The 12531-nt window shown below is 56.9% G+C and carries 13 protein-coding genes and 1 other annotated feature (1 of these 14 cut by a window edge); of the genes, 8 read left to right on the forward strand and 5 right to left on the reverse strand.

The window, feature by feature from the left end; translation table 11 throughout:
• Positions 1-64 precede the first annotated feature (64 nt).
• The 4 genes from ACKXF9_RS05320 to ACKXF9_RS05335 form a co-directional block, all read right to left on the reverse strand.
• A complete protein-coding gene (locus ACKXF9_RS05320) occupies positions 65-1789 on the reverse strand; it encodes a recombinase family protein (RefSeq protein ID WP_418265517.1) in 1725 nt (574 codons plus the stop codon).
• Positions 1786-2250: a hypothetical protein gene (locus tag ACKXF9_RS05325; protein WP_112120869.1), complete on the reverse strand. Its 465-nt coding sequence runs from the start codon at positions 2248-2250 to the stop codon at positions 1786-1788. The genes ACKXF9_RS05320 and ACKXF9_RS05325 overlap by 4 nt, the downstream gene beginning before the upstream one ends.
• Positions 2251-2433: 183 nt before the next feature.
• Complete coding sequence (locus ACKXF9_RS05330) at positions 2434-2652, reverse strand: hypothetical protein (protein ID WP_080545308.1); 219 nt, start codon at positions 2650-2652, stop codon at positions 2434-2436.
• 599 nt (positions 2653-3251) lie between these two features.
• Positions 3252-3683, reverse strand: coding sequence for a hypothetical protein (locus tag ACKXF9_RS05335; RefSeq protein WP_418265518.1), 432 nt, complete (start codon positions 3681-3683; stop codon positions 3252-3254).
• 207 nt (positions 3684-3890) lie between these two features.
• On the opposite strand from ACKXF9_RS05335, the gene ACKXF9_RS05340 reads away from it, so the two are divergent.
• From ACKXF9_RS05340 to ACKXF9_RS05375, 8 genes are all read left to right on the forward strand, one after another.
• Positions 3891-4781, forward strand: a complete 891-nt coding sequence (locus ACKXF9_RS05340) for an HAD family hydrolase (protein WP_249238055.1) — start codon at positions 3891-3893, stop codon at positions 4779-4781.
• Entirely contained in the window at positions 4778-5266 is a 489-nt protein-coding gene (locus ACKXF9_RS05345) for a DNA-deoxyinosine glycosylase (RefSeq protein ID WP_418265519.1), read from the forward strand. Before ACKXF9_RS05340 ends, ACKXF9_RS05345 begins: the two co-directional genes overlap by 4 nt.
• A gap of 100 nt (positions 5267-5366) precedes the next feature.
• Positions 5367-5993 carry a 5-bromo-4-chloroindolyl phosphate hydrolysis family protein gene (locus tag ACKXF9_RS05350; protein WP_418265520.1) on the forward strand — a complete coding sequence of 209 codons (627 nt, stop codon included), beginning with the start codon at positions 5367-5369 and terminating at the stop codon, positions 5991-5993.
• Positions 5994-6033: 40 nt separating this feature from the next.
• Positions 6034-7188, forward strand: a complete 1155-nt coding sequence (locus tag ACKXF9_RS05355) for a toxic anion resistance protein (RefSeq protein WP_348584642.1) — start codon at positions 6034-6036, stop codon at positions 7186-7188.
• Between the two features lies 1 nt (position 7189).
• Positions 7190-7948: a LemA gene (locus ACKXF9_RS05360; protein WP_418265521.1), complete on the forward strand. Its 759-nt coding sequence runs from the start codon at positions 7190-7192 to the stop codon at positions 7946-7948.
• Entirely contained in the window at positions 7945-8994 is a 1050-nt protein-coding gene (locus ACKXF9_RS05365) for a TPM domain-containing protein (RefSeq protein ID WP_418265522.1), read from the forward strand. The genes ACKXF9_RS05360 and ACKXF9_RS05365 overlap by 4 nt, the downstream gene beginning before the upstream one ends.
• Positions 8995-9306: 312 nt before the next feature.
• Positions 9307-10512 carry a threonine ammonia-lyase gene (ilvA, locus tag ACKXF9_RS05370; protein WP_249238061.1) on the forward strand — a complete coding sequence of 402 codons (1206 nt, stop codon included), beginning with the start codon at positions 9307-9309 and terminating at the stop codon, positions 10510-10512.
• A gap of 29 nt (positions 10513-10541) precedes the next feature.
• On the forward strand, positions 10542-10916 hold the full coding sequence (locus ACKXF9_RS05375) for a RidA family protein (protein WP_418265523.1): 375 nt from the start codon (positions 10542-10544) through the stop codon (positions 10914-10916).
• A 103-nt stretch (positions 10917-11019) separates the two neighbouring features.
• On the opposite strand, the gene ACKXF9_RS05380 is transcribed toward ACKXF9_RS05375, so the two are convergent.
• Positions 11020-12237 carry an ATP-binding protein gene (locus ACKXF9_RS05380; protein WP_418265524.1) on the reverse strand — a complete coding sequence of 406 codons (1218 nt, stop codon included), beginning with the start codon at positions 12235-12237 and terminating at the stop codon, positions 11020-11022.
• 174 nt (positions 12238-12411) lie between these two features.
• Positions 12412-12531: a binding site (T-box leader), on the forward strand (it continues 138 nt past the right edge of the window).

Genomic DNA, 12531 nt, shown 5'->3' on the forward strand with positions numbered 1-12531 from the left:
AGAGTTCCCATAAAACAGTATTTGCAAAAGCTCCCGAAATGGGGAAGATTTGGCGTGACTTCGGTCACGCCTTTTCTTTTGCTTCCAGTTCATCCAGAGGGATGTACCCCAGCCCATCGTACTTGGTATGGATGTGCTGCACCCGCTTTCCGCTGGACTTATCCGGGGCATCCACATAGATGGCCGACACCAGTTCACGGAGAGCATAAGGGGTGAGTTCTTCAATATGAACGTACTTGTGCGCTTTCTGGACGAACTTTTCAATATTCTCGATCTGCTGTTCCTGTACTTCAATTTCCTGCTGGATGGAGAGAACTTCCTCTTCCAGCTGCTTCTGTTCGGCATCGTAGCTCTGACTCATCATGTCGAAGCGGTCATCGCTAAGCTTTCCATTAACATTGTCCTCGTAAATCTTCATGAACAGCCGTTTGAGGTCTGCGATCCGCTTCTCATTCCGGGCAAGCTGCTTCTTCAGGACAGTCAGCTTTTCGGTGCTTTCCACCCGAAGCTGCTCCTCCATGACCTTGCGGAAGTAGTCCTCATGACAGAGGATGTAGTCCGTCACCCGCTGAACATGGCTTAGCACACGGCCCTCCAAAACCTTTACCCGGATGAAGTGTCCCTTGCACTTGCTCCCGTTCTTCTTGTGCAGAGAGCAATCAAAGAAGTCTTGACTGAAGTCCCTGTGATTGGACGAACCATATTGCATCTTGGAACCGCAGTCAGCGCAGTAGACCATACCGGAGAAAATGCTGCTCTTGCCTGTCCGGGTCATGCGGTGACGCTGGCTACGAATCTCCTGAACCTTTTCAAACACATCATCGTCAATAATGCGCTCATGTGTATCCGGGAAGATAGCCTGATTTTCCACGGGATTCAGATGTCTCTTTTTATCCCAGATAGAGTTAGTATAGGTCTTAAAGTTGACTGTGCAGCCAGTGTACTCCAGGCGTTCCAGAATCGAACTTACTGCTCTTTTATCCCAGCGATAAGGGTCTTCCGGGGCGGGTGAGTTCGTACTCAGGCCATGGCTCAACTTATAGGCGGTGGGAGTCAAAACTTTGTCCACCCACAGTTGGTTTGCAATTTGGGTCGGGCCACGGCCTTCCATGCACATGGAGAAGATGCGCTTCACGATTGCAGCCGCTTCTGGATCAACAAGCCAATGTTTCAGGTTCTCCGGGTCTTTCACATAGCCGTACGGCACATTGACCGTCAGCGGTACTCCACGCTCTCCCTTGGCCTTCTGAACAGCCCGAATCTTGCGGCTGGTATCACGGGCGTAAAACTCGTTGAACCAGTTCTTAATGCCCGCAAAATCGTTGTTTACGCTGTTCGGGTCAATGGTGTCGTAGTTGTCGTTAATGGCAATGTAGCGAACGCCATACTGGGGAAAAGTGAAGTTTGTGTACAGACCTGTCAAGGCAGAATTGCGTCCCAGTCGGGACAAATCCTTCGTGATAACGATTCCTACACGCCCCGCTTCCATCTCGACCAGCATACTCTGAAAGCCGGGGCGGTCGTAGTTCGTGCCGGAATATCCATCGTCCACAAAGAACACCGGGTTCGGAAAGTGATTCTTCTTAGCGTATTCCAGAAGAATAGCCTTCTGGTTCTCAATGGACAGGCTTTCGCCGAGCCGTGCGTCCTCTTGCGACAGTCGGCAGTAAAGTGCGGTGATTTTATTCGTTGCTCCAGACATTGTTGTGTCCTCCTTACTCTGTGGAGCAACTGTCGGTACAGGATTGGTTACCGGGTCAAGTATAGCAGAATTGGACGCAGTTGTCATTCGTCTGCACCCTCATCTTCAAATTTTTGCTGGGCGTTCTTGGCAACAATGCGCTCCAGCTTCTTCAAAAAGGACTCCTTGCCCTCATAGCTGCCGGTCACGGTGTAGGTGGTGTGACCGACTTTCTCCGTGGTGGTCAGTTCTGGAATCCAGAAAGCGGACAGGTTCTTGACATGGAGGTTGCCGTTCTCGTCCACATAAGAGCTGTGTTTCTTCTGCTCTTCGGTCAAGGGCTTTCGCTTGAAATAGATTTCATTTTCGGAGATGTTCACAGTCTCGCTGGTCTGCTCTTTCGGGGCATCATCATACAGCTGTGCGAAAAATGCCAGTGCATCTTCGGGTGGTTCTTCCTCCATGAGCTGCTCGAAAACTCGCTGTTCCTCTGCCGAGAGGTTATTCCATGCGGCTTCCAACTCCTGCTCGTTGGCTGCGTTGACGAAGGCTTCGATCTCTTTTTTCATGGTGCATCCTCCTTTGGCTGCGAAAAGCGGATTTTCAAAAAGTATGGGTTTTCGTGAGAGCAAGAATCGTCCCGTGGCCACAAATTTTCAATTCTTGAAAATTCTTGCCCTTTTGGGACAGCTTCTTGTTGGGGCGTGCCTGCCCCAAACCCTGCTTAGGAGTGAGTGCGATATACTAGGAATTTATTTATTGCTTGCATCGGTTTTGTCGTTTCCCTTTTTCTTACGAGACAAACCTAAACAAAGATGCGTCGAACCAAGGCAAAGAAATGATGAACCAAGACACAACCATACAACAGCCATAGAATTATCATTTCCACTTATGAAGCTAATAAGTGAAGCCATATATAACAGAGCAGAAGCTGCATAGAATAAGATAGATTTCTTGGTTTCTTTTTTCATAAATAATCGCCTCCACAAATCGATTTGTTGAGTCAATTATACCACGTTCTTTATCGAAATTACACCCTCTACATGGGAGAACTTGGCCGATTTACTGCGTACGTGCGTACCCATCTTCCGTATACACGTATGCGGCGATTTGCCCGAAACGCACTCTATACAGCCGTTCCCCCTCGGAGAGCCCACTACACTTTGCAGACCACAGGGATGAAAGTGTCATAGTGGGTTATTACACTTCCGCAGAAGTGCCTTCTCCTCGCCGCAGACAGCCGGGTGTGCCTTTTGTGAGAGCTTTCTGTGCGGCGAATCTACATCGCCCACAGGCGATGTAAGCAGGGATTCCAAAGGGGCGCAGCACCCTTGGCACACGACTTTGGTACAAAGTCTAGTGTGTTACACCTTTCCAGAGGTGTATACGTTCCTGAAATGCAAAAAGCCCCATACCCAACACCTTAACGGTGCGGACATGGGACTTGATGCTTCCTCGGCCTAGCCGGGTACTCCGTAACCAATCCTGACAGGCAGTTGCCGTGTCATTTTTCGAAAACTGTTTTACGGATACCCAGCAGTCGGGAACGCTCTGTTTCTCTTTGTTTGCACTAGTTCTTTGTGCAAGCTGCTATCGCATTTTTATTTTGCAGCAGCCCCGTTTTTGAAACAAGGGGGGCAGCAGCATGAAACAGTACGTTTCTTTCCAGCGGCTTGATATAATATGTTCCATCCAGTGCCTTACAGAGTTTTACCTGAAACGCTTCCTCCCAGATCTTCTGCTCATACAGTTGGGAGGGTTCCGCAAAGGCGGCAAGTTTTCCGTCTGCGAATACACCCACGGCATCGCTGTACTGCATCGCGTGGGCAAGGTCATGCAAAACCATCACGACCGTCCGGCCCTGCTGCGCAAGGCTTTGCAGAAGTTCCATCAGCTGGAACTGTGCTGCACCGGGAACTTCGGGTGTCCGCGCCGCGACCAGAAGGGCGAAAAAGCCCGCGCCGGAGTCCAGAACGACCACATTCTTATAAAGTTTGCTCATGTTCTGGAAGATCTCATCCTCGCTCTGGCCCGCCTTCTCGAAAATGTACCCGGTCGGTAAGCCGGAACTGGACGATCTGAGAAGAACGGCGTATGAGGCTATTGTATGAGATCCTGTGCGACAGCCTTATTTTTATGCACAAATGCACCCCAAAATTTAAAAAGTATGGTATACTGGTACAAAACTGGTTCCATAGGGGAGAAAAGAATGCAATATAAGATTCTGGCAAGCGATTATGACAATACACTGGTGCCCTTTGGCGAGAGCAAGCCCCGCCAGAAGGTGGTCAAGGCGGTAAAGAAGCTGCAGGCCGCAGGCGGCAGATTCGTGCTCAGCACCGGCCGTGCCTATCCGTGCGTCAGCCTCAAGGGGCAGCTGGGCGGCATCCGGTTCGACTACGCCATCACCTGCAATGGTGCCTGCGTGGTGGACCGCGAGGGCCGCATCGTGGCAGAGCACCCGCTCACTGCTGAGGAAATGTATGCGCTGGTGGATTTCTGCGAGGATTATAACTATCCGCTGCAGTTCAATTTCAGGGATGCCTGCTACGCCTACTGCGAGTATGAATATCTGCACAGGGGCTACCAGCAGATGAACAGCATCGGGCTGGACTGCGTGGATGGCGAAGATCAGGACCGCCACCTGATCGATATGCCCCACGCGGCCTTTGCGGCAGTGCCGCCGGAGCACGTGGCAGATTTTGCGGCAAAGTACGGCCATCTGGGCCTGCACTGGATGCAGGTGGGTGCGCAGAATGCCGACGGCCTGTGCTACTACGACATCGTGCGCGGTGGAATGGACAAGGGGGTTGGCCTTGCCGACCTGTGTGAAAAAATGGGCTTGACGCTGGCCGATGCCGTAGCGGCAGGCGATTCTGCCAACGATGTGGGCATGCTGAAGGCAGCGGGCCTTGGCTGTTGCATGGCAAACGGCACGCCGGACGCAAAGGCTGCCGCCGACCGCATCATTGGCGACGTGCGGGAGGACGGCATGGCGGCACTGATCGAGGAGCTGTGGTTCGACGGCCCCACAGCGGTGCCGTCCGGCCGCGACCTTGGCTCGCCTTGGGATAAAATTGAAAGTGCAGGCGGACAATGAGCTTTGACCCGGTGTATAACGAGCACAGCCGGGCGCTGATCCTGGGCACATGGCCCAGCCCCAAAAGCCGCGAGATGGCCTTTTACTACGGCCACCCGCAGAACCGCTTCTGGCCCATGCTGGCCGCGCTGACCGGGGAGCAGACGCCCGCGCGGGAGGATATCGAAGCCAAAAAGCAGATCATCCTGCGCCATGGTCTGGCCCTCTGGGACACGCTGGAACGCTGCACCATTACCGGGGCGTCGGACGCTTCCATCCGGGATGCGGTGCCGAATGATATCGCCGCACTGCTGGCAAAGGCACCCATCGAGGCGGTGTTCTGCAACGGTGCGGCGGCTTACCGCATCTATACAAAGTATCTGCAGCCGGTGTCCGGCATCGCGGCCGTCAAGCTGCCCAGCACCAGCCCGGCAAACGCCGCCTGCCGCCCGGAAACGCTGCGCGCGGCCTGGGGCGAAGCGCTGGGCCCGTGGATTTCCAAATGATTGCAAGGTTGTAAATTATCCGTGAAACCCTTGCGTTTTTCGCCGGGTGCGGTATCATGGGTAACATAAGGGGAAGCTTCCCCAAAGAAGGAGAAGGTTCATGAGTAAGATCATCCGCACTCAGAAGCCCAGCGTTCTGCCATTTTATGCAATGGCGCTGGTCTTTTTGGGATTGTGCGCGGTACTGCCGGTGTATAAGCTGTGGGCGCTGCTGGCGGCGCTGGGCGGTGCCCTGATCGCCTTTGGCGCGGCGCAGAAGGTCTGCCCGCCCCGGGTGGTGGAGCACGAAGTGCCCTTCCACACTGGCGTGGAGGATGTGGACGCAATGCTGACCGACATCCAGCAGAAACTGGATACCCTGCACACCCTCAACGAGCAGCTGCCGGACCCGCAGCTCTCTGCCGCCATGACCCGCATGGAAAAGGCGGGCCGCTCCATTGTGGAGGCAGTGGAAGCAAATCCGGAAAAGGCAAAGCAGGTGCGCAGGTTCGCAAACTACTACCTGCCGGATGCGGTGAACGTGCTGCAGCAGTATGCAAAGCTGGCAAAGCAGGGCGTGCGCGGTGAGAATGCCGCCGCCATCCGTACCGAGGTGGAGCACAATGCTGCTTCCATTGCCACGGCGTTTGAAAACCAGCTGGATGCCCTGTACGCCGCCGAGAGCATGGACCTTTCTGCAGACATCACGGTGCTGCAGAACATGCTCAAGGGGCAGGGACTGAGCTGAAGAAAAAGGTAACCGGTATTTGGAAAGGAAGGAATCTCTTATGGCAGACAATACATTCAACTTTGATCTGGATGCACCCGCTGTGCCCACCCTGACGCTGGACCCCGCCCCGGCAGCGGAGGAAAAGGCTGCGCCCGTCCAGCAGGAAGCCCCCGCTCCGGAGGCACAGGTGAACCTGACCCCGGAGGAGCAGGCCATGGTGGACCAGTTCGCCGAAAAGATCGACATTACCAACAGCCAGCAGGTGCTGCAGTACGGCTCTGCCTGCCAGAAAAAGATCGGCGATTTCTCCGAGGCTGCGCTCTCCAAGGTGTCCACCAAGGATCTGGGCGAGGTGGGCGACATGATCACCAGCCTGATCGGTGAGCTGAAAAGCTTTGATGCCGGTGAGGAGGAGAAAAAAGGCATTCTGGGCTTCTTCAAGAAGAAGGGCGACCAGCTGGATGCCATGAAGATGAAGTACAACAAGGCCGAGACCAATGTGGAAAAGATCCAGTCCATGCTGGAGGGCCATCAGGTGCAGCTGCTCAAGGACATCGCCATGCTGGATAAGATGTATGATCTGAACATGGCCTACTTCAAGGAGCTGAGCATGTATATCCTGGCCGGCAAAAAGAAGCTGGCCGATGTGCGGGCAAACGAGCTGCAGCAGGCCATGGACAAGGCCAAGGTTTCCGGCCTGCCGGAGGACGCACAGGCTGCCCGCGATCTGGCCGACCAGTGCGAGCGCTTTGAAAAGAAGCTCTACGATCTGGAGCTCACCCGCAACATCAGCCTGCAGATGGGCCCCCAGATCCGCCTTTTGCAGAACAACAACACCATGATGGCAGAAAAGATCCAGTCCACCATCGTCAACACCATTCCGCTGTGGAAGAACCAGATGGTGCTGGCATTGGGTCTGGCCCACAGCCAGCAGGCCATGCAGGCCGAGCGTGCCGTTACCGATATGACCAACGACCTGCTCAAGAAGAACGCCGAGGCCCTGAAGATGGGTACCATCGAGACCGCCAAGGAGTCCCAGCGCGGTGTGGTGGACATCGAGACCCTGCAGCAGACCAACAAGAGCCTGATCGAGACGCTGGACGAGCTGAACAAGATCCAGAGCGAGGGCCGCGCAAAGCGTGCCGCCGCCGAGCAGGAGCTGAACCGCATCGAGGACGAACTGAAAGCAAAAATGATGGAGATCCGGAGCTGAAATGGCAAACGCAGATTTTTCGCAAAAACAGAACAGCACTCCCGGCGGTTTTGACGCGGGCAGCTACCGTGAACAAAAGCAGCCGGAGCAGGCTGTGCCGCTGACCCCTTTGCAGCAGAAGCTGGCAGGGTTGGAAGCAAAGCTGCCAGCCACCCTTTCCACCCGGGCGGCGGCGCTGGCCCTGAGCGTGGTGGTGATGCTGGCGGCCTTTTTGGGCTTTGGCAGCGCCAAGCTGCGCAGCCGGTACAACGAAGCCCGCAAATGGTATACGGTGGGTGTGGCGGCAGACAATGGCTATAACCTCAGCGAGGAGCTGACCACCCGCATGAACACGGCGGCGAACATCATCACCACCGCCGGCAACGCGCTGGGGGCCGACAGTGCCGAGGTGCAGGCTGCACAGACCGCACTGAACGACTTCTCGGCCTGTCTGGAAGCGGTGCAGAACGGCGGCAAAGCGCAGGCGCTCACCTCGCTGCCCTATTATCAGGGCAGCACGATGCATGCACTGTATCAGGCCAACGAGGTGCTGGGTTCGCGGATCGACCAGCTCTATGCAAAGCTGCAGGAGCAGGCTGCAGACCCCATGAAGATGGGCGCAGTGCAGGGGCAGTACGGCCAGTTCAACAGTGCGGCTACCATCATCGGCACCCTGCAGTACAACGATGCCGTTTACGACTACCAGAAAGAGACCGGTGGCTTTCCGGCCAGCGTGCTGGGTAGCATTGCCGGGGTAAAGGAGGTTGAACCCTTCGCATGAAAAATTTTGCAAAGCGCGTGAGCGCTCTGGTGCTGGCCCTTGTGGTGGGCGCAGCGGCTCTGTGCCCGGCAGCATTTGCCGCCGCCAGCCTGCCGGATCTGCCCAGAGATCAGTGTGTGGTGGATGACGCCAACGTTCTGAGCGACAGCACCACCCAGACCATCGTCGATCTGAACAACCAGCTGGAACAAAGCTGCAACGGAGCACAGATCGGCGTACTGACTGTAGATTATACGGGCAATTATTCCACTGAGGATTATGCAACACAGGCCTTCAACGCATGGGGCATCGGTGATGCCGCAAACAACAACGGCGTGCTGATCCTGCTGGTGATGGAGTCGCCCATTTACGAGGATGGCGATTACTACGTGACCTACGGCGACGGCTTCCGCAACACCACGCTGGAAAGTCAGGCCAGTGCCATCGCCCAGACCATGGAAAATGACTTTGCTGCCTGCGACTACGATGGTGCCGTGACCACCTGTGCCAACAATGTGGCCGACACCATTGCAAGTGTTTATGGGGTAAATCTGAACAATGGCAGCTACGACGATGGCAGCTACAACAATGGCAGCTACGCGGAGCCGGACGATGGCCCCACCACCTTTGAGGATGTCGTTCTGGGCATCGTGATCCTGTTCATGTCCTTGCTGGTGATGCTGATCATCGTGCTGTTCGTGTTCCGGGTGTTCATTGCACCCATCGGCCATGCAGTGGGCTGGAACTGGGGCCCCTTCGCATGGGGCTACATGGCAGGCTCGGCCCGTCGGCATTATCGTCCCGGCCCGCCTCCTCCTCCGGGCCCCGGCTTCGGTCCCGGATACGGCCCGGGCTATGGCCCTGGCCCCCGCAATGACCGGCCCCGCCCGCCCCGGAACAACAACCGGCGTCCGCCCCGTCCTCCCATGGGCGGCGGCTTTGGCGGCGGGTCCTTCGGTGGCTCCCGCGGAGGCGGCTCCTTTGGGGGCGGCTCGTTCGGCGGCGGCTCCTTCGGTGGAATGGGCGGCGGCTCCAGCCATGGCGGCGGCGGTGGACGCGGACGGTAATGCCGCTGCGCGGCAATGGCGGGGAACGGACGATTTAAAATGCCCTCCGCGTTGCTTTGAGCAGCTTCAGCGGAAGAATTATTTGAGATTTTGGGGTTCTGAAAAGCCCGCGGGCTTTTCAGAACCCCTTTTTCACGGATGGGGTCGGGGCGGCAAGAGGCAGCTGCCGTGCCGGTCTTGACGGAAAACATTGCCGCTCTCTTTTCTGCGGCTTTTATCATGAAGGAAATTCATTTGACAAAACAACTTTGCTAATCTATACTGAAAAACATGCAATTACAGTAAAATGTGTCATATAGAGGGAGAATCACCATGCTGACTCTGGATAAGATCTACCACGCCGCCTTTGTGCTCAAGGACGTTGCCCGCAAGACCGACCTCATTGAGGCATCCAAGCTTTCCAAGGACTGCCATCTGTACCTGAAGACCGAGAATCTGCAGGCCACCGGCAGCTTCAAGGTGCGCGGCGCTTACTATAAGATCAGCCAGCTCTCCGCCGAGGAGAGCGCCAAGGGCGTGATCGCCTGCTCGGCGGGCAACCATGCGCAGGGCGTGGCACTGGCTGCCACCCGCCGCGGCATCAAGAGCATCGTCTGCATGCCGGACGGTGCGCCCATCATGAAGGTGGAGAACACCAAGAACCTTGGCGCAGAGGTGTGTCTGGTGCCCGGCACCTACGACGACGCCCACGACAAGGCCGTGGAGCTGCAGGAAGAGACCGGCATGACCTTTATCCACCCCTATGACGATGAGCAGGTCATCGCGGGGCAGGGGACCATCGGTCTGGAAATTCTGGATCAGCTGCCGGATGTGGATGCGGTCGTTGTGCCGGTGGGCGGCGGCGGCCTGATCTCCGGCGTGGCCTTTGCCATCAAGAGCCTGCGCCCGGAGGTAAAGGTGTACGGCGTGCAGGCCGAGGGTGCCCCCAGCATGTACCGCAGTCTGCATGAGCACAAGTATCAGACCCTGAAAGCAGCCTCCACCTTTGCAGACGGCATTCAGGTCAAGACGCCCGGCGAGCTGACCTACCAGATCTGCGAACAGTATGTGGATGATATCGTCACCGTCACCGAGGACGAGACCGCTGCCGCCATCCTCTCCCTGATGGAGAACCAGAAGCTGGTGGCCGAGGGTGCCGGAGCCGTGCCGGTGGCTGCAGTGCTGTTCCACAAGCTGCCGGTCGAGGGCAAAAAGGTGGCCTGCGTTGTCTCCGGCGGCAACATCGATGTGAACATCCTCAACCGCGTCATCACCCGCGGTCTGGTGATGAGCGGCCGCAAGGCCAACATGACCATCGCACTGGAGGACAAGCCCGGCCAGCTGAAGAAGGTGGCGGAGATCGTTTCCCGCTGCGGCAGCAATGTGGTGTCGGTGCAGCACGATGGTTCTGACCCCAACATGCCCATCTCCAGCTGCTTCCTCAAGCTCACCCTTGAGACCCGCGACGCGGCGCAGATCGAACAGATCCGTGCAGAACTTGCAAAAGAGGGTTTCCAGCTGGTGAGCGAAAGAGTATAATAGAAGAAAAAAGAAAGGAACGTTTTATCATGAAAGTCGTTTCTACTTCCAACGCACCCGCCGCCATCGGCCCTTACAGTCAGGCCATCGATCTGGGCAATATGGTGTTCGTTTCCGGCCAGATCCCGGTAGACCCTGCCACCGGGAAGATGACCGATACCGTGGAGGAGCAGGCTGCACAGAGTCTGGCAAATCTCAAGGCCATTCTGGCGGAGGCAGGTCTTTCCATGGCAAATGTGGTCAAGACGGTCATCTTCCTTGCCGACATCAACGATTTTGCCGCCGTGAACGCCGTGTATGCCAAGGCATTTGCAGAGCCGTTCCCCGCACGCAGCTGTGTGCAGGTGGCGGCCATCCCCAAGGGCGCAAAGCTGGAGATCGAGTGCATCGCCGTGCGTGAGTAAACGCGCGCAGGCCGTTTCTGAATACCGGACAAAAAGAGAGCCGCAGGATGCTGCAAAGCAGCGTTCCCGCGGCTCTTTTGCGGAATGAGTGAGGGTGCGGGGGTCACTTCTGCACCCCGGCCTCGCACTGTTCAATAAACTGCTTTGCCACCCGGGGGCTGCGGCCTCCGGCGCGGATGGCAAAGGCCTCGGCCTTTACCAGCAGCTGATCCATGGGCATATCGATGCCGTGCTGCTTTGCCAGCTCTGCCAGAATGGTCTCGAACCGGGCCTTCTCCGGGCGCTGGAAGGTGACGGTCAGGCCAAACCGGGCGGAAAGACTCATCAGCTCCTGCCGGGTGTCGGCTTCGTGGATGTCATCGCCGGTGCGGTCGGTCAGGGTCTCCTTGATCAGGTGGCGGCGGTTGGAGGTGGCATATACCGCAATGTTCTTGGCCCGGCCGCCTACGCTGCCTTCCAGAATGGCCTTCAGGGCGGCAAAGTTGTCGTCGTTGGCGGTAAAGCTCAGGTCGTCGATGAACAGGATGAACTTGAGCGGGTTCGCCGCCAGCCTGTCCATCAGATCCGGGATCTGGTACAGCTGGTTCTTTTTCACCTCTACCAGCCGCAGGCCGTCGGGGGCAAACTCGTTGGCAATGGCCTTTACCGCGCTGGATTTACCGGTGCCGGCGTCACCGTACAGCAGCACATTGTTGGCGGGCATTCCGGCCAGCAGGGCCTTGGTGTTGGCAATGACCTTTTCCCGCTCCTTCTCATAGCCGGGCAGCTCGGAAAGGCGCTGGGGGTCGGGGTACTTCACCGGCACCAGCTGGCCGTTTTCCACCGTGAACACATGGTGCTTGGCAAACATGCCGTAGCCTTTTCTGCCCACCTCGCTCATGCGCTGGGCGTAGGCGGCAGGCAGATCCAGCTGTGCCGTCTCCCACCGGGGAAGAAAGTCCAGCTCCTGTGCCTGACCGGCAGCAGAACCGGCTGCGGCCAGCAGCTCGTCCAGCGTCAGGCCGCACAGGGCCTGCAAAAAGGCCAGCTCGCTGTCCAGTGCAGTCTGCAGCACCGGGGCAAGGGTGCCCGCTGCAGCCTGCCGCACGCAGACGGTCTCGGCTTCCAGCACGGCGGCGCTGAGGTAGCTGCCCCAGTTGGTGGTGTGCTCGAACAGCGCCGCTTCAAATTGTGCCACGGCGTCACACACCGGGCCGCAGCCGGGCGCACCGGCTTCCATGCGGTCGGTCAGATCCGCAAGCTTTGCCACAACGGGGTCGTCCAGCAGGCTGCGGAAAATAACAAGCCCGTGCAGCCGGGCATTCCATTCTCTCAGTTTCATATTCCTGTCCCTCTGATTTGAGCGTGTATAAATAAACGCGCAGGCGCGCATATCAGAAGTATACAGCAGCTTCTGCCAAGGCGCAAGAGGTGTTCAAATCCCTTCATGTTTGAGATGCTTCAGGAGACAAATCATCGATTGACAAAAGCCCGATTTATAGTATAATTTACATCAACAAATGCGCAGATGGGAAAAAGTACCACACGATCCCCACTGTTCAGAGAGCTGCCGTCTGGTGCAAGGCAGTCAGCGTTTCGTGCGGAAAATCATCCCGGAGCAGCCTGCCCAACGGGT

The organism is Faecalibacterium sp. 9, from assembly GCF_048320955.1.
GTDB classification, from domain to species: domain Bacteria; phylum Bacillota; class Clostridia; order Oscillospirales; family Ruminococcaceae; genus Faecalibacterium; species Faecalibacterium wellingii.

Coding starts and splice junctions, on each gene's coding strand:
- ACKXF9_RS05320 (WP_418265517.1), bottom strand. CDS start 1,789: ATGACAACTGCGTCCAATTCTGCTATACTTGACCCGGTAACCAATCCT.
- ACKXF9_RS05325 (WP_112120869.1), bottom strand. CDS start 2,250: ATGAAAAAAGAGATCGAAGCCTTCGTCAACGCAGCCAACGAGCAGGAG.
- ACKXF9_RS05330 (WP_080545308.1), bottom strand. CDS start 2,652: ATGAAAAAAGAAACCAAGAAATCTATCTTATTCTATGCAGCTTCTGCT.
- ACKXF9_RS05335 (WP_418265518.1), bottom strand. CDS start 3,683: ATGAGCAAACTTTATAAGAATGTGGTCGTTCTGGACTCCGGCGCGGGC.
- ACKXF9_RS05340 (WP_249238055.1), top strand. CDS start 3,891: ATGCAATATAAGATTCTGGCAAGCGATTATGACAATACACTGGTGCCC.
- ACKXF9_RS05345 (WP_418265519.1), top strand. CDS start 4,778: ATGAGCTTTGACCCGGTGTATAACGAGCACAGCCGGGCGCTGATCCTG.
- ACKXF9_RS05350 (WP_418265520.1), top strand. CDS start 5,367: ATGAGTAAGATCATCCGCACTCAGAAGCCCAGCGTTCTGCCATTTTAT.
- ACKXF9_RS05355 (WP_348584642.1), top strand. CDS start 6,034: ATGGCAGACAATACATTCAACTTTGATCTGGATGCACCCGCTGTGCCC.
- ACKXF9_RS05360 (WP_418265521.1), top strand. CDS start 7,190: ATGGCAAACGCAGATTTTTCGCAAAAACAGAACAGCACTCCCGGCGGT.
- ACKXF9_RS05365 (WP_418265522.1), top strand. CDS start 7,945: ATGAAAAATTTTGCAAAGCGCGTGAGCGCTCTGGTGCTGGCCCTTGTG.
- ilvA (WP_249238061.1), top strand. CDS start 9,307: ATGCTGACTCTGGATAAGATCTACCACGCCGCCTTTGTGCTCAAGGAC.
- ACKXF9_RS05375 (WP_418265523.1), top strand. CDS start 10,542: ATGAAAGTCGTTTCTACTTCCAACGCACCCGCCGCCATCGGCCCTTAC.
- ACKXF9_RS05380 (WP_418265524.1), bottom strand. CDS start 12,237: ATGAAACTGAGAGAATGGAATGCCCGGCTGCACGGGCTTGTTATTTTC.